Origin of the sequence: Qipengyuania soli (genome assembly GCF_015529805.1) — a bacterium.
In the GTDB taxonomy this organism is placed as follows: Bacteria; Pseudomonadota; Alphaproteobacteria; order Sphingomonadales; family Sphingomonadaceae; genus Qipengyuania; species Qipengyuania soli.
Map to the genome: position 1 here is coordinate 2,008,426 of NZ_CP064654.1, position 14,795 is coordinate 2,023,220.

Annotated in this window: 17 protein-coding genes; 4 read left to right on the forward strand and 13 right to left on the reverse strand. The window is 59.9% G+C overall.

Going from position 1 to position 14,795, the window contains the following annotated elements; genetic code table 11:
• Nucleotides 1-5 precede the first annotated feature (5 nt).
• The gene (locus IRL76_RS10025) at nt 6-1,154 is read left to right on the forward strand and encodes a tyrosine-type recombinase/integrase (RefSeq protein ID WP_200981208.1); all 1,149 of its coding nucleotides are present in this window, start codon (nt 6-8) and stop codon (nt 1,152-1,154) included.
• Here IRL76_RS10025 and mobF read toward each other — a convergent pair.
• The 5 genes from mobF to IRL76_RS10050 all read right to left on the reverse strand — a co-directional run bounded on the left by mobF (nt 1,151) and on the right by IRL76_RS10050 (nt 5,969).
• Nucleotides 1,151-4,090, reverse strand: a complete 2,940-nt coding sequence (mobF, locus tag IRL76_RS10030) for a MobF family relaxase (RefSeq protein WP_200981209.1) — start codon at nt 4,088-4,090, stop codon at nt 1,151-1,153. The two genes, IRL76_RS10025 and mobF, sit on opposite strands and share 4 nt — an antisense overlap.
• 3 nt (nt 4,091-4,093) lie before the next feature.
• Nucleotides 4,094-4,399: a hypothetical protein gene (locus tag IRL76_RS10035; RefSeq protein ID WP_200981210.1), complete on the reverse strand. Its 306-nt coding sequence runs from the start codon at nt 4,397-4,399 to the stop codon at nt 4,094-4,096.
• Between the two features lie 332 nt (nt 4,400-4,731).
• Entirely contained in the window at nt 4,732-5,052 is a 321-nt protein-coding gene (locus IRL76_RS10040) for a single-stranded DNA-binding protein (RefSeq protein WP_200984277.1), read from the reverse strand.
• 68 nt (nt 5,053-5,120) lie between these two features.
• Nucleotides 5,121-5,420, reverse strand: coding sequence for a hypothetical protein (locus IRL76_RS10045; protein ID WP_200981211.1), 300 nt, complete (start codon nt 5,418-5,420; stop codon nt 5,121-5,123).
• 93 nt (nt 5,421-5,513) lie between these two features.
• Nucleotides 5,514-5,969 (reverse strand): cupin domain-containing protein, encoded by a 456-nt coding sequence (locus IRL76_RS10050; protein WP_216629291.1) that lies wholly within the window; start codon nt 5,967-5,969, stop codon nt 5,514-5,516.
• 115 nt (nt 5,970-6,084) lie between these two features.
• Between IRL76_RS10050 and IRL76_RS10055 the strand changes: the two genes are divergently transcribed.
• Genes IRL76_RS10055 through mobA form a run of 3 tightly spaced genes read left to right on the forward strand, consistent with a single transcriptional unit; the run spans nt 6,085 to nt 8,527 of the window.
• Nucleotides 6,085-7,347, forward strand: coding sequence for an acyl-CoA dehydrogenase family protein (locus IRL76_RS10055; RefSeq protein WP_200981213.1), 1,263 nt, complete (start codon nt 6,085-6,087; stop codon nt 7,345-7,347).
• Nucleotides 7,344-7,937, forward strand: coding sequence for a pyridoxamine 5'-phosphate oxidase (pdxH, locus tag IRL76_RS10060; protein WP_200981214.1), 594 nt, complete (start codon nt 7,344-7,346; stop codon nt 7,935-7,937). Before IRL76_RS10055 ends, pdxH begins: the two co-directional genes overlap by 4 nt.
• The gene (mobA, locus tag IRL76_RS10065; protein WP_200981215.1) at nt 7,934-8,527 is read left to right on the forward strand and encodes a molybdenum cofactor guanylyltransferase; all 594 of its coding nucleotides are present in this window, start codon (nt 7,934-7,936) and stop codon (nt 8,525-8,527) included. Before pdxH ends, mobA begins: the two co-directional genes overlap by 4 nt.
• Nucleotides 8,528-8,570: 43 nt before the next feature.
• On the opposite strand, the gene IRL76_RS10070 is transcribed toward mobA, so the two are convergent.
• Genes IRL76_RS10070 through narI form a run of 8 tightly spaced genes read right to left on the reverse strand, consistent with a single transcriptional unit; the run spans nt 8,571 to nt 14,792 of the window.
• On the reverse strand, nt 8,571-9,758 hold the full coding sequence (locus IRL76_RS10070) for an NnrS family protein (RefSeq protein WP_200981216.1): 1,188 nt from the start codon (nt 9,756-9,758) through the stop codon (nt 8,571-8,573).
• A 48-nt stretch (nt 9,759-9,806) separates the two neighbouring features.
• Nucleotides 9,807-11,036, reverse strand: coding sequence for a molybdopterin molybdotransferase MoeA (locus IRL76_RS10075; RefSeq protein ID WP_200981217.1), 1,230 nt, complete (start codon nt 11,034-11,036; stop codon nt 9,807-9,809).
• Complete coding sequence (locus IRL76_RS10080) at nt 10,988-11,524, reverse strand: molybdenum cofactor synthesis domain-containing protein (protein WP_200981218.1); 537 nt, start codon at nt 11,522-11,524, stop codon at nt 10,988-10,990. Before IRL76_RS10080 ends, IRL76_RS10075 begins: the two co-directional genes overlap by 49 nt.
• The gene (locus IRL76_RS10085; protein WP_200981219.1) at nt 11,500-12,000 is read right to left on the reverse strand and encodes a molybdenum cofactor biosynthesis protein MoaE; all 501 of its coding nucleotides are present in this window, start codon (nt 11,998-12,000) and stop codon (nt 11,500-11,502) included. Before IRL76_RS10085 ends, IRL76_RS10080 begins: the two co-directional genes overlap by 25 nt.
• Entirely contained in the window at nt 11,997-12,257 is a 261-nt protein-coding gene (locus IRL76_RS10090; protein WP_200981220.1) for a MoaD/ThiS family protein, read from the reverse strand. Before IRL76_RS10090 ends, IRL76_RS10085 begins: the two co-directional genes overlap by 4 nt.
• A gap of 3 nt (nt 12,258-12,260) precedes the next feature.
• The gene (gene moaA, locus IRL76_RS10095; protein ID WP_246449675.1) at nt 12,261-13,289 is read right to left on the reverse strand and encodes a GTP 3',8-cyclase MoaA; all 1,029 of its coding nucleotides are present in this window, start codon (nt 13,287-13,289) and stop codon (nt 12,261-12,263) included.
• The gene (locus IRL76_RS10100) at nt 13,286-14,098 is read right to left on the reverse strand and encodes a peptidylprolyl isomerase (RefSeq protein ID WP_200981221.1); all 813 of its coding nucleotides are present in this window, start codon (nt 14,096-14,098) and stop codon (nt 13,286-13,288) included. The genes moaA and IRL76_RS10100 overlap by 4 nt, the downstream gene beginning before the upstream one ends.
• Nucleotides 14,091-14,792 carry a respiratory nitrate reductase subunit gamma gene (gene narI / locus IRL76_RS10105; protein WP_200981222.1) on the reverse strand — a complete coding sequence of 234 codons (702 nt, stop codon included), beginning with the start codon at nt 14,790-14,792 and terminating at the stop codon, nt 14,091-14,093. Before narI ends, IRL76_RS10100 begins: the two co-directional genes overlap by 8 nt.
• Nucleotides 14,793-14,795: the final 3 nt, after the last annotated feature.

Genomic DNA, 14,795 nt, shown 5'->3' on the forward strand with positions numbered 1-14,795 from the left:
AAGCAATGGGCAAGCTGACGGCGATGAGGGTCAAGAATCTGGTTGAACCTGGCCGCTATTCAGATGGCGAGGGTTTGATCCTCAAACTCGCTGCAAAGGGTAAAGGCAGCTGGATTGTCCGGGTTCAGGCCAATGGGAAGCGCCGAGACATCGGTTTAGGTCCTCTTTCCGAGCTGCCGCTAGCCGATGCTCGCGAGGCCGCGCGGGCCCTCCGCAAAGAGGTAAAGGCGGGCGTCGACGTCTTGGCAGAGCGCAAAAAGGAAGCCTTGGTCATCCCCACTTTCAGCGACGCCGCCAAGCTCGTTCATGACGAGCAAAAGGCCGCGTGGAAGAACGGCAAGCATCAGGCCCAATGGATCAAGACTCTCGAAACCTATGCCTTTCCGACTCTCGGCGACAAACTCGTTTCAGAAATTGAAGGGCCGGCAATCCGCGATGCGCTTTCGCCAATCTGGCTGACCAAGCCCGAGACTGCGAGGCGAGTACGGCAACGAATCGGGTCGGTGCTCGATTGGGCCTGCGCAAAGGGCTTTCGTGAGACCGAGGCTCCGATGCGCTCGGTACTCCGTGGCTTGCCGCGCCAGCCCAAGAAGCAAAGCCACTTCGCAGCAATGCCTTATCCTGACCTACCCGCTTTCATTACATGGCTGCGCGGGCGCTCCTCGGTTGGCCGTCTTGCCCTGGAGTTCGTGATCCTGAACGCCTCTCGCTCCGGCGAAGTGCGCGGTGCGTGCTGGAACGAGATCGACCTCAGCAAGAAGCTCTGGAACATCCCTGCCGAACGCATGAAGGCAGGAACCATCCACGTCGTCCCGCTGTCGGAAGCGGCCATGGACGTCCTCAAGCGAGCGAAAGCCTTTCGCTCCCCTGTGAGCACTCTAGTCTTTCCGGGCCAGAATCCTCGTCGACACTTGTCAGATATGACCTTGCTCAAAATCCTGCGCGACAAGGGCGACGATTACACCGTTCACGGTTTTCGCTCGTCCTTTCGCGACTGGGTCGCCGAAAAGACGAACTATCCGGGTGAAGTCGCAGAGGCAGCGCTTGCCCACACGATCGCCAACAAGGTCGAAGCGGCCTATCGGCGCACGGATTATCTCGATAAACGCAGGCCGCTGATGGCCGATTGGGCAGATTTTTGCCTGAGCGGTTAGATGCCGAAGTCAAAGGGCTTCGCTCTTTCCTTCGCCAACTCAGGTGCCTTCTCGCGCTCGGCCTGTGGTGCATGTTTAATTGCTTGGACGTGGGCCGCGCGGACGCCTTTTGCCGCCGCCTGCCCAAGCCGCTCGGTTACTTCCGCTGCAGAAGATTTCTCACCCAGATTGGCGGAAATACCTCGCCCGACCTTTTCCCGGCTGTCGACGATCAGTTTAAGCTCGTCTCGCACCCGCGTAATCGTGACGAGGAAGTTGCGCTGCGAAAGCAGTCGCCGCTCGCGGCTGTCGAGTACGGCGATGCCTTTATCTGCCGTTAGACCCTGCGCCATGTGGGCGTTGAGCGCGTAGGCGAGGTCGATCCGCTTCAACATCGGGTCGTTCTTCTTCAGTCTATGCTCCATGCCGCTGGAGGTCGTGACCGTCACCACGCCTCTATCGATTGCGGTTACCGTTGCGCGATCCGCGTTTGTCATGCCGCGCTGATGGTCGCTTGCTGTCCACCGGATTGCGTCGCCGGTGTAGATATCCAAGCCTTTCGTCTCGAACAGCTGCAACGCCTGGTCGCTGCCCTTGGCAGAAAACTTTGACGGAACAAATCGACGCAAGCGGCCTAGCTCGTCGCGAAGCATGACCACGCCCTTGCCTATGTCGATAGCCATCACCTCGTGGCTGCCACGCCCTAAACAGTGCCGCGATTGTCGGCTCGCCACTTCGAGCACCATGCCGGTTTGATAATTGCGTGCGTAGCGTAACTCCTCGCGGGTTGCATTCACGCGCGAGAGAACGGTCAACCTCGTTTTTGCTGGTCCGATTTCGCCATTTGCGGCGAGACCGGTTTGGACGGTCTCGTTGATCTCCGAGCGCAAACGACGGCCAGCCGCAAAGATCGATGTGCGCTCGCGGTCTGCTGGCGGCAGCGACAGCCACCGTTCGGCCGCAACTATCGCGCTGTTCTCCTGCACCTCGACAATGTGGTCCTTGAGATGTTCGAGGGCCTCGTTTGACTTGCCCGACTGCGCTGCCTGTTGCGCTTTAATCAGGGTGTCAGAGCGGGCGCGAAGATTCTGGTCCATTCGCGCCGTATCTGTCCCGGCACGCTGCGCCAGAGAAAAGGGCTTGCCCGCTTCGACAGCACCCAGTTGTTTCTCGTCACCCATCAGCACGAGGCGATCGACCTGTAGCAGATTGGCGATCCGAATAAGGCGATCCTGGTCATGCGTGGAGACCGTTGAGGCTTCATCGAGGACAAGGACAGTGTCGCGATACTCTTCGCGCGCAGCGGCGATCTCGGCCTTTCCAGCGGAGCCATCCAGCAACTTTCGATGTCCACCGAGAAAGCGATGCAACGTCATCGATGGAATGCCGGTGTCCTTCTCCAGCATACGGACCAAGGTGTTCTGGACACCCAAGCCAACGACCCTCTTGCCTTGTTCTTCCAGAAGCTGGTTGACCGGCCGTAGCACGCTCGATTTGCCCGCCCCTGCAACACCCTGAACGGCTACGACGCGATTGTTTGAAGACAGGATCAACCGGCCCGCCGCTTCCTGACCGAAGTTGAGTTTCATCCCGTAATTGATGGCTGCCGAAGCTTGCAGGAACTGTCCAGCGGTCTTCGCGTCGAGGATCGGATGAACTACGCCTTTTCCCTTCTCGATCTCCGCCAGCATGCGGGTCTCTAGCGCCAATGCATTGGATGTTGTCAGCCACCCTTTCTGCACGCCTCGCCCGCGCATCAGCGCGCCCTGCTGGGCGAGTTGGCCAATACGCTTCTCGACTAAATTCATCGTCGTCGGCAGGCCAAAATCGAGCGCGGCCTTGGCTAAATCGGTAGCGGTAAAGGCCGCCTCTCGCTCAGAAAGGTGCCGCACCGCCGATGCGACCGCATGGGCCGTTGCAATCTCTTCGCGGCTTTTCAGATGCAGCCGCTTGGGTATGAGCGGATCGCCCTCCTTGATGCCCATTCGCTCGGCGAGGCTGGCGATCATGGCCTTGCCTCTTTCGAGCAAGGTGGGGCGATCATTCGCCCGCTTTGCAGCCGCTATAGTCAGCTTATGCGAGCGCAGCCTGGCATCGCGCACCATGCCCTCGAGGCCGAGCCCCTGATGCCAAGCCTGTCCTTCCCATTTAGCCATCAAGGCACCGCGATCGACATCGCTTTGCTTGGCCTCGCGGGTCGACAGCGTCGCCACCAAACCCGCTTCGAGGCCACCGCCACGCCGGGCTTCGAGCACCTCCTGCCGCCGCGTCGAAAAGGCCATCACCGCATCTCGGTCGATGCCCTTGGCCTCGAAGTTTCCGTGCTTTCCGAGTTCACCGATCCGGTAGCCAAGTTTCTCGACCTCGATCCGGAAGCGCGCCATGGTCATTGCATTGAGCAACGTGTTGCGCTGCCACAGCTTGTCATTGCGTAGCGCCCTCCACTTCCCGTCCTTGTCCTGCGTCATGTTGGCGACGACCGCGTGGAAGTGCAGGTTCGGTTCCTGATTGCGGTTGGTGTCGTGCTGGTACAGAGCAACAGTCAGGTTGTCGCTGGTATGCAGCCGCTCTTTCCCGCCCTTTTCGATACGGTACTGCGCGGCGTTGTTCTCCGCCCACTGGAGCGTTTCGACAACCGCTGACCGGTAGGCGTCGATGATCCGCTGATCCTTGCCGACGAGTGCCAGGAGCGACCAGCTCTTGGGCAGAGAAAAGGTCAGGTCCGTGCCTGCCCGGTGATACTGAGCTTCGTGCCCGATGCGCTCGCCAGTGGGCAACTCGCCGCGCAGGATGGCCTCGAACGCCTTGGCGTCGACCGTGCCGGAAAGACCCAGCCGTTCGGCACCCTTCCCGATCCATCTACCCGATCGATCGGCGTCTGCCTTGGTATAGTAATTGTCCTTGGCGAAGTAGTTGGCAGCCCCGCCAGCCGAACGCACATTGGCCACCGACAACATCGCTCAGCGCCCCTCGGGCTTGAAGGCTTTGCGTTCGCGATACTCCCGGATGCGTCGTTGGTAGGCTATCACCACGCGGTCGCGCAGTTCCTTGTCCTTGTGGGTGCGAAGCCAGCCATCGAGCGCGATCTTGGTGAACAGCAGATCGGCCAGAACCTGATCGCGGAACGCCTCATCCTGAGGTTCCTGAAGGGCCTCGATGACTGTGAGTTTCAGCCACTGGCTGACGCTCATATGCGCTGCATCAGCAGCGGCTTTCACGAGGGCATGGAGGTCTTCGTCGACATAGCATTGGAGGGCAAACCGCACGGCGTCACCTGACGTTTGGCCGCCCCCGCCGGCCCGATGACCCCTCTGAATTGACATCAGTTTACGGCAGCGGCAACCCTGTAGGAAAACGCTATTTTCTGATTTAAAATTAGGTGCTTACCGACAGGCAACTCGTAAGCGAGTTGCGACTCCCAAACTGACATCAAATGACATTAGGTGGCGACAGACACCGAAATGCCGGCGAAGCCCGCAGAAATGCTCGTATCCCAAACACCGGAATTCCGGGTACGGTGTGCAATCAAATTTCCCATTTTCCAGGCCCGTAACCAGTCGTTGGACCATTTTGTGCTCAGCGCGCTTGGCAGCCTTACCTAAAGGATTTCTGCGCCTCCGCGGCGCAGAAGCGAAAGGGTCAAAGGCCATACCCGTGCATGGAAAAAGGCCCCGCTGGATCGTGCCAGCGAGGCCTTCGAGAGCATCAGGTCGCGGTTTCGACAGCCGGCCATGGCGACACCAATTTCTTTCGCCTTGGCGAGTAAATCGACTTTGTCTGCGATGATCTCGCAGCCGTAGCGAGTCTGCCCTTCAGCACCGGTCCAGCGGCTGTGGTGGATGCGGCCCGTCACCATGTTCATATGGCCCTTTGATACATGCTCGGCGACGCATTTCCCAGTGCTGTTGAATGAAGTGATCTGGCTTCATGCAGTCCCGACAGGCGCTAACCTTCACCATTCTTGAAACTGAGTGTCGAGGCGATGTTCTAGTAAGGCAGCGGACCTTCACAGATGAATTCGCGCAGGTGCTCCAACCGCTCCGGCAGACTCGGATCGTAGGCTCGATCGAAAGAGAAATCGGCTTGGTCGTCACTCCAAATATTCTGATGCTTGCCGCCCACGAAACGGATCAGCGAGACCGCACCCCAACGTGAACCGTAGGGGCCGTGGGGAATAGTTGGCGGTCTCCAGAAATAGGCGTCTGGATGCATCGTGCCGGGCGGCCCTGTGAGCGAGCCAGCAATCATGTAGCATTCTTCAACAACCGGGTGGCTTTCCTGCGGCACCTTGCCTGTTGGCGACTCGGATTGTGGGAGAATCAATGAAGGGAGCGTGCGTTCGCCGGTCTCCGAATCGGTCCGCAGATCCTTTCGCGAGATTCACAGATGGCGCAGATTGGGGTCATTGAGCGTCATGTCCCAAGCCATCTGCCGCGTCCTGAGATGCGGGATCGCACGCGCCGTGTCGCAGTTGCCCATATCTCCGACGAGAACGGGTTCGCGATTGTAGAATGCAATCAAGACGCAGCCGTTCTTGCTCTCCATGCTGTTGCGATTCCACCCGGCAGGCAGGAAGGCATAGCTGTCCGCTTCATACAGTTCGCCATCCATTTCCAGTGATCCATCGAGAACGAAGAATTCCTCATCTGCCAGAATCTGCTCCGGCCCCAAGCGCGACCAGCCAGAAGGATAGCGCATCAATGCACTGCAAGCCCCACTTTCAGGGTTACGGCTGAGCATCTTATACTCGGCATCGGGTCGTGCGAGCCCAGCCCCAATGCGTTGCCATGGGAGCATTTGCGACTGCACAAACTCGATATGCTCACGACGGTCCATCACGATTATTAGAAAACGAACTCGATCGTCGAGCCTTGACCAAGATCAATTCAAATCGGCCATCTGAGTCTATCCCTGTGCTTCCGAAAAATACTTCCGCAGACCAACCCGAGCCATGGATTTCAGCCTTTCCGAGAATCAGTCCCTTTGGCGCGATCGCGTGCGAGGCTTCATGGACGCGCATGTTTATCGAGCAGAGGAGGTATACCGATCCCAGCTGGGCGAGTGCGGAGACGAGCGCTGGCAGGTGCCGCCAATCATCGAGGGGCTGAAAGCACGCGCCTACTCCGAGGGTCTATGGAATCTCTTCCTGCCGCCCAGCGAGCACGACGAGGACGACTATCGCGGAGCCGGACTCAGCAATCTGGACTACGCACTGTGTGCAGAAGAAATGGGGCGGGTCGGCTTTGCTTCGGAAGCGTTCAACTGTTCGGCACCTGACACCGGCAATATGGAGGTTCTGCACCGCTACGGAACGCAGGAGCAAAAGGCGCAATGGCTGAGGCCGCTGCTTGATGGAGAGATCCGTTCTGCCTTCCTGATGACCGAACCCGATGTCGCATCTTCCGATGCGACCAATATCCAGACCTCGATCCGCCGCGAGGGGAAAGAATATGTCATCAACGGGCGTAAATGGTGGTCGTCTGGCGTTGGCGATCCGCGCTGCAAGGTGGCGATTGTCATGGGCAAGACCGTCCCGGACGCGAATGCGCACCAGCAGCAATCGCAAATCCTTGTTCCGCTCGACACGCCCGGAGTAGAGGTCGTGCGGATGCTGCCGGTCTTCGGTTATGATGGAGCTCCACACGGCCATGGCGAGGTGGTGCTACGCGATGTCCGGGTTCCTGCCAGCAATATCATACTCGGAGAGGGTCGCGGGTTTGAAATCGCGCAAGGCAGGCTCGGTCCCGGCCGAATTCATCATTGCATGCGCGCTATCGGTGCCGCCGAGCGTGCCATAGAGAAAATGGCAGAGAGGCTTCAATCGCGGGTCGCGTTCGGCAAGCGATTGTCCGAACAATCGGTGTGGGAGCAACGCCTGGGCGAAGCGCGGCTCGATATCGAGATGGCACGGCTCCTGTGCCTCAAGGCCGCCGACATGATGGACAAAGCAGGCAACAAGGCGGCCAAACTGGAGATCGCCCTGATCAAGGTCGCCGCGCCGCGGACCGCGCTGCGCGTTCTCGATCATGCAATGCAAGCCCATGGTGCAGGAGGACTCTCGGATGATTTCGGCCTGGCCGAAGTCTATGCCGGTATGCGCGCGTTGCGGATCGCAGATGGTCCCGACGAGGTGCACTTGCGATCGATTGCCCGGATGGAATTCGGGAAATTCAGGGACCGTATGGCCGACTGGCGAGAACGCAGGGGCTCATGAACGGCCTTTCCGACGATCCGCATGAACTTTTCGGATCTTGGTATGCAAAAGCGTCCCGACATCCCGAAATTGCCGATGCGAGTGCGGTCAATCTTGCAACGGCAAGCAAGAATGCCATTCCATCGAACCGCATGGTCCTGCTCAAAGGGCACGACGCATCGGGCTTTGTGATTTACACCAATCTTGGCAGTCGCAAGGCCAACGAGTTGACAGCCAATCCCCATGCCGCCCTCTGCTTTCATTGGGCTCCGCTGCGCCTTCAGGTCCGGATCGAGGGATCAGTCCAGCCAGTTAGCGATGAGGAAGCCAACGCCTATTTCGCCTCAAGACCGCTCGCCAGCAGGATCGGCGCATGGGCGTCGAAGCAATCAGTCCCTCTTGAGAGTCGCAGGAAACTGATTGCACGTATTGCGCGATTCACATCTTCCTTTGCCCTGAAAGATCCGGGCCGCCCGCCGTTCTGGTCAGGTTTCAGGATCGCGCCTCGTCGCTTTGAGTTCTGGACCGAAGGGGAATACCGGGTGCACGACCGCGTAGTATTCGAAAAGCAAGACAATGATCGTTGGGAACGCTATTTACTCTACCCGTGACCGATGCAACGCCAGCGATAGTAATTGCCGCCGGTGGCGAAGGACGCCGCATGGGCGGCAGCAAACCGGCTCAAACACTCGCCGGGAAATCTCTTCTTGATCATGCCTTGCATTGGGCAAGCAAGCATTCTGATCTGATCGCTGTTGCTGTTCGCGATTCCGATCAGCTTGATCTCACCTCGATTCCGATACTGGTTGATGCAGCGGCAGACCTTGGTCCGATCAGCGCCTTGAAGAGTGCCTTCGGTTTCGCTGAAGAGCATAATCGTGACCAAGTCCTGCTGATCGGATGCGATTTGCCGTTCCTGCCATCCGATCTCGCGGAACGACTTGCGCGGGGAATTGGCTCGCAATCCTGCGCCATGCCAGTGAGCAAAGGGCGCGATCATCCAATGACCGCCTTGTGGAGGGTCGAGTGCGCCGCTTTGGATGCCTTCGTTGCAACGGGAGGGCGTTCGATCTGGCGCTTCGCGGAATGCGTCGGGGTTAAGCGTGTCGATTGGCCAGCGGACCAAGGCATCGATCCCTTCACCAATATCAACGACCTTGAAATGCTCGCACGAGCAGAGAGCAAGCTCCGGCAGTCATAATGTCTGGGAAGAAGCGCGTGGTTGCTGCCGCCCCTACGATCGTTCAGCCCGTCTTGCGCGGACGCAAAAGCAGGGGGCCGTAAAGCACCGCAAACCCGCCAAAGGCGGCGATCCAGGCTGCCCCCGAGATGGTATGTAGCAGCTGCGCCTGAGCGGGCCAGACCCCCGCGGCGAACCTGGCTGCTACTGCCAAAACAACCGCGACGTAAATAGCTATAGTCCCTCCCCCAGCAGTCAGCTCCCGCCCGGTGTGACCAAGCGTTGCGCGGGTCATCACGGCTAAGGTCATGAGGCCGATACCTCCTGCCATCCAGATGTGTTGCGCCGTCCCCGCTCCTGCGAAACCGTAGCCAAAAGTTTCGGCTGCGCCAGCCAATGCGCCGAGCGGTATGAAGAAGTAGCCGGCGTGCAAGACAAAGACGAGCGGCTCCGCTCCTGTCCGATCCCCGGCCCAGCGCATAAGCCTAACAAGGTGGAGCACACCGGCAATCGCGAGAAACACGGCTGTGACTAGTGCATCCGGTTTGACCAGCCAACACAAGACGGCAGCCAGCAAGCCAGCCAGTGCGATCTTGTCGAAGACCTGCATCGGCGGGACGGGCAATCGTTCCTCCCCTTGTTTCACCAGCCAGTTGCGCGTGAAAGAGGGAACGATGCGGCCCCCGATAAGAGAGATCATCAACACCGCGGCGCCTAGTCCAAGACGCAGCCCGTAGCCCTGCGCAGCAAAGGTCCCTTTCGCAAATTCCCAGTGGAACAGTCCATTCGCAAGACAGAACACGACGAGCAATGCCACCACCGGCAGGTTGCGCCAGTTTTTCCCGACGACAATCTCCCGGCCTAGGAGCCCAGCTAATACGAGGAGCATGGCAAGATCGGCAGAGGCGACCGCGATCGGATCGAGATAATGCGAAACGGAAACTGCCAAGCGGCCCCCAATCCACAGCACCACAAGTCCGCCCAGCGCCCATCCGGTGACTGGTAATCGCCCGGTCCAATTGGGAACCGCCGTCAACAGGAACCCGGCAATAATCGCGCCCAAATAGCCGAACAGGAATTCATGGGCGTGCCAGCTCACCGGATCGAACACCGTGGGCAGCGCAAGTCGCCCGGAGAGCATAGCAATCCAGAGGATCATCGCCGCCGCGGCCCATATCGCTCCCAGCAGAAAGAATGGGCGGAAGCCAAAGCTCAGCACAGCTGGACCCTGCCATGCGCGATGCCGCTCCATAGTCCTTAATGTCACCATTGCTATGCTCCCAGTGGCATCAAACTAAGGCTAGAACTCGGTCGCCACCACCATGTCACCCGATGCGCGGGCTGAACCTCCGGGCGTGCAGCGTATAAGCCAATCCGCTTGAGCGAGCGCGGCCTGGGCGCCGCTTTCCTGATTGCTGAGTGGGCGCAATCCGCGTTCACCCCAAGAGGCGCGAGTGAAGGTTTCACGGTTGCCCGTTTCGGGTATCGTCCCTTCAAGCGGCAACTCCCGCCAGTGCAAGACCTTGCCGATTGCCTGGCCTTGCAGCTTCGCAAGCAGCGGCACCAGGAACAACCGCGCCGTGACCATGGCGGATGTCGGATTACCGGGAAGCCCGAGCACCCACTTGCCCTTTGCCCTTCCCAGCCACACAGGCTTCCCCGGTTTCATCGCGACTTTGGCGAACAGCAATTCGAGCCCGTGCGGCGCAAACATGGGCTTGGCAAAATCGCGCTCACCAACCGAAGCGCCGCCGGTCACAATCACGACATCGGCAAGGTCCAGCACCTTACCGGCAAGTCGCTCAAGAGCGGGCAAGGCGTCCTCACCGACCACCCGATCGACAATCCTTGCCCCAGCCTGCTCAGCCATGGCCGCAATGCCAAGCGTCACGCTTTCAGGAATGGCGTCGGCACGAAGATGGGCCAGCCCGGGAAGCGCCAGTTCGTCTCCGGTGCCTATGATAGCGACCTTTGGCTGTGCATGAACCTGCACCGTCGCCTGGTCTGCAGCGGCCGCTGCGATCATTGCACGAGGTGACAAACGTGTTCCCGCCTCCAGCAGGACGTCACCCGCCGCAAAGTCACTGCCAGCGCTGCGAACGTGCCAACCGGGGCCATAGCCCTCAGCAAAGCGCACGATCCCGCCCTCGCGCTCAGCATATTCCTGCATGATGCAGCGGTCAGTGCCTTTTGGCATTGGAGCGCCAGTGAAAATGCGCGCGGCCTCACCCGGCCCAACCTCTCCCGAGAAGCTCAATCCCGCGCGGCTTTCGCCCACCACCCTGATCGGCTCGTCTGGAGATGTGGAGGCGTCCAGAACCGCATATCCATCCATTGCCGCAACTGCCATGCGCGGCGCGGCACTGCGAGCTGTTACCGGCTCGGCGAGTACGCGCCCGGTTGCGCAGGCAAGCGCGGCCTCCTCTATCGCCAGAGGGCTGATTTCAGCTTCAAGCCGAGCAAGCGCCTCATCAACTGTAATCAAGCGCAGACATCCCGCAGTCGCGGCAACGCGCCCGCGATCGAGCATGGCTTGTGACGGCTATCGAATTCCAATTCGAGCAAGCCGTCCCACGCATCCCGGCAGGCTCCGGTTGAACCGGGCACGCAGAAGATGAAAGCATTCCCCGCCTGTCCAGCAAACGCGCGCGACTGCATGGTTGCGACGCCAACGCTTTGCAAGCTCTTCTGGTGAAAGGCCACCGAGAAGCCATCCATTTCGCGCTTGAGGAGCGGCTTGACAGCTTCCGGCGTATGGTCGCGCGGCGAAAACCCAGTCCCGCCGGTGGTCAGGATGATCTCGATTTCGGGATTGGCGAGCCACTCGCGCAGGCAAGCGCGAATGTCCTCGATCTCATCCTTCACGATATCGTGCGCAATGAGCTTGTGCCCCGCCGATTGCAGGCGCTCGACGAGCAAGCCACCTGACGTGTCGGTCTCAAGTGTGCGAGTGTCGGAGATCGTGAGAACCGCGATACCCAATGGAAAGAAGGTCAGGCTTTCATCGATTCCCGGCATAAATCCTCACTTGCTCGCCTATCCCAGCGTGCATTGTCCAAATGGTCCTGACTGGTTGGTTCGATCCAGCTCGATCCACTCTCACACTCTTCGCGCTTCCAGAACACGGCCTCGGTCTTCAGCCGGTCCATCATGTAATCCGCAGCTTCGAAGGCGGCGCGCCGATGCGCAGACGCCGTGGCGACAAAGACGATCGGCTCGCCTGGAAATATCCTCCCTACTCGATGGACAACATGGCTTTTCGAGATTGGAAAATGCGTATGAGCCTCTTCGGCAATGGCCCGCATCGAAGCCAAAGTCACACTGCGATACTTCTCCAGAATGAGAGCATCGACTTCGCCGCCATCCTTTGCCCGCGAACGCGCACGACCAGTGAAACTCACCACCGCGCCTTCGTCGTCGAGTTCGCTTGAAAACTGAGCGAGCAGCGCGGCAGGATCGAACTCCCGCTCATGCAATTCGACCGCCATACTCATCCACCGGACACCGGAGGAAAGATCGCCACGACATCGCCGGGCCTCACGACCGTTTCGTCGGGGACGATGGTTTCATTGATGCAGGCCCGGATCCGTCCTTTGGCCAGACTATCCTGAAGGAGCGGAAAGTGGCTACCCAGACTCGCCAGGAGATCAGGCACGTGAAGCCCCGAGGCTGGTAGCGGGATGTCGACAGTCGGACCGCATGGATCGGCCAGTCGGCCGCAGAGTTCGACGCTGATCGTCAGTTCGGCCATGCGTTATCCTCCAATCGATGCCAGGTGCGGTGTCGCGCCGCTATTCCCCTCGTGCAGGCGATGCGCAGGCGCCTTGGCTCCAACCAGCGTCCGAATGCGCTCCGCCAGGTCCGTTTCAGAATCCTCTGCCAGCAGCGGTCGTAGATCGAAACCGCCATCCCCGAACAGGCAGAGATGCAATTTACCGTCGGATGACAATCGCAGGCGATTGCAGCTTGCGCAGAAGTCCTTCGAATAGGGGGCTATGATACCGATGCGGCCCTTCGCCTCCGGATGGCCGAACTCTACGGCCGGGCCTGCACCGACCTCGCGAGGCAGCCGCTGCCACCCGACAGCTTCCAGCCGGTCGATGACGCTCTGCCCCGCGACATGGCGCTCGTCAAAGAAGGAAGCGTTGTCGTTCGTTCGCATCACCTCGATGAAACGCAGCGACAGATCGCGGGCGGCCACGAATTCCACCATCGTCTCCAGCTCATCATCGTTCACTCCGCGCATAAGCACCGCATTGAGCTTGATGCTCTCAAACCCCGCAGCCTCGGCAGCATCAATCCCGCGCATCACCTCGGCAAGCCGGTCATGGCCGGTGATGGCCGAGAAGCGGGCGGGATCGAGCGAATCCACGCTGATATTGATCGCGCTCACACCGCAATCGCGCCATGCTTTTGCACGCTGGGCGAGACGGTATCCGTTTGTGGTCATCGCTACTTTGTGGATCCCTGGCACTTGCGAAACCGTACGGACGACGTCTTCGAAATCGCGCCGCAAGGTTGGTTCCCCGCCCGTCAGGCGGACTTTCCATAGGCCAAGCTGTGCAAAGGCCGTGACAGCTCTGCGAACTTCCTCAACGGACAGTTCGTTCGGCAAATTGCACGGCTTCTTGTATCCCTCCGGGAGGCAATAGGTGCAGCGAAAGTTGCAGACCTCGGTCAGCGAAAGGCGCAGATATTCGAAGCGTCGCCCGATACTATCGCTCAGCCGTGTGGAGCCGCCAGTCGCCAACGGAAGAACATCTCGGATGCGATGCTCGTTCACTGAACCAGCGGACCTTCTGCCGCAGCGAGATCGACGCCTTCGATCTCGGATTCGCTGGCAAGGATCGACAGATACTGGGACATGGCCTTGCGGTAGCTTGCCTCCTCCAAATAGTTGCGGATCGATTGCTCGACCAACTCGAACGGCAAGTGCCTGCCCTCGGCCCGTCGCCCGGCACGGATCACGTGCACACCATAGGGTGACTTCACCGGATCGCGGCACAACTCGCCTTCCGCCAACGCGAACAGCGCCTGTTCGAACTCCGCGACCGTCTGGCCCTTGCCGACCTGGCCGAGATTGCCGCCCTGCTCTTTCGAAGGACAGGCTGATTTGGCCTTGGCCAGCTCAGCGAAACAGGCAGGGTCTTTCTCGAGTTCGCGAATGGCCATACGCGCATCGCCTACTGCCAGGCTGTAGTTGAACTCATCCTCCGGGCTGGCGGAGAAGAGGATATGCTCCGCTTCGATCAAGGTCTCGCTGCAGAAGCGGTCGGTGTGGTTGTTATAGAAGCGCCTTGCCTCCTCTGTGGTTGCGCTCGGCACCATGACATTCTCGACCAGGAGAGCGTCGATCCGGGCATCGTCCTTGACCAGTTTGCGGCCTTCGACATCGGTACACTCACCTGCGACGATCTCTTGCCGGTCTGCTTCTGCGAGCAGGAGCTGGCGGACAGCGAGCGCCCGCGCCGCTTCCTGCCAGGCTTCCTCTGCGTCGGGGGCCGGATGGTTCTGTACCTCGGCGGCGATGGCGGCGGCGGAGATTTCGACCCCGCCGACAACCACTTTGGGATGCTCCATGACGTCAGCCATGGCCGATCGCCTTGCGCGAGCGGACAACCTGGTAGCCGCCCCGCCACAAATAGCGCACGGGCGCGGAGAGCATGTGCACCAGCCGGGTGAAAGGGAACAGCAGGAAGATTGTCAGGCCCAGGAAGATATGGGTCCGGAAGATCCAGTGCGAGCCGTCGAGCCACAGCGAGGCGGTGGGGTTGAAGGTGAAGATGCCATTCGCCCAGGCCATGAAGCGCACCATCTGCTCGCCGTCCATATGGCCGAGCGACAGCGGCACCGTGGCAAGTCCGAGCGCGAGCTGGATCCATAGCAGCGCCAGGATTCCGGTGTCGGCAAAGGTCGAGTTGGCGCGGATGCGCGGGTCGAACAACCGCCGATGGAGCAACATCGAGGCGCCGATGAAGGCAATAGTGCCAGCAAGACCGCCGCCATAGACCGCCAGCGCCTGCTTCCATTCGTGCTTCACCGCCAGCGAGTCGAACACCCAGATCGGCACCAGCAGGCCGACGATATGGCCGAACAGCACGAACAGCACGCCGGCATGGAACAGCACCGAACCCCACATCAGCTGCTTGCGGCGCAGGAGCTGGCTCGAACCGGATCGCCAGCTGTAAGGTTCGCGGTCGAAGCGGATGATTGAGCCGACCGCCAGCGTCGCCAGCGCGATGTAGGGATAGATGCCGAAGAGCAGGTGGTTGAGATATGTGTTCATGGC

What these genes read in the sequence shown, in the direction of transcription:
- IRL76_RS10025 (WP_200981208.1), top strand. Translation starts at nt 6, where the DNA reads ATGGGCAAGCTGACGGCGATGAGGGTCAAGAATCTGGTTGAACCTGGC.
- mobF (WP_200981209.1), bottom strand. Translation starts at nt 4,090, where the DNA reads ATGTTGTCGGTGGCCAATGTGCGTTCGGCTGGCGGGGCTGCCAACTAC.
- IRL76_RS10050 (WP_216629291.1), bottom strand. Translation starts at nt 5,969, where the DNA reads ATGGACCGTCGTGAGCATATCGAGTTTGTGCAGTCGCAAATGCTCCCA.
- IRL76_RS10055 (WP_200981213.1), top strand. Translation starts at nt 6,085, where the DNA reads ATGGATTTCAGCCTTTCCGAGAATCAGTCCCTTTGGCGCGATCGCGTG.
- pdxH (WP_200981214.1), top strand. Translation starts at nt 7,344, where the DNA reads ATGAACGGCCTTTCCGACGATCCGCATGAACTTTTCGGATCTTGGTAT.
- IRL76_RS10070 (WP_200981216.1), bottom strand. Translation starts at nt 9,758, where the DNA reads ATGGAGCGGCATCGCGCATGGCAGGGTCCAGCTGTGCTGAGCTTTGGC.
- IRL76_RS10075 (WP_200981217.1), bottom strand. Translation starts at nt 11,036, where the DNA reads ATGCTCGATCGCGGGCGCGTTGCCGCGACTGCGGGATGTCTGCGCTTG.
- IRL76_RS10080 (WP_200981218.1), bottom strand. Translation starts at nt 11,524, where the DNA reads ATGCCGGGAATCGATGAAAGCCTGACCTTCTTTCCATTGGGTATCGCG.
- IRL76_RS10085 (WP_200981219.1), bottom strand. Translation starts at nt 12,000, where the DNA reads ATGAGTATGGCGGTCGAATTGCATGAGCGGGAGTTCGATCCTGCCGCG.
- IRL76_RS10090 (WP_200981220.1), bottom strand. Translation starts at nt 12,257, where the DNA reads ATGGCCGAACTGACGATCAGCGTCGAACTCTGCGGCCGACTGGCCGAT.
- IRL76_RS10100 (WP_200981221.1), bottom strand. Translation starts at nt 14,098, where the DNA reads ATGGCTGACGTCATGGAGCATCCCAAAGTGGTTGTCGGCGGGGTCGAA.
- narI (WP_200981222.1), bottom strand. Translation starts at nt 14,792, where the DNA reads ATGAACACATATCTCAACCACCTGCTCTTCGGCATCTATCCCTACATC.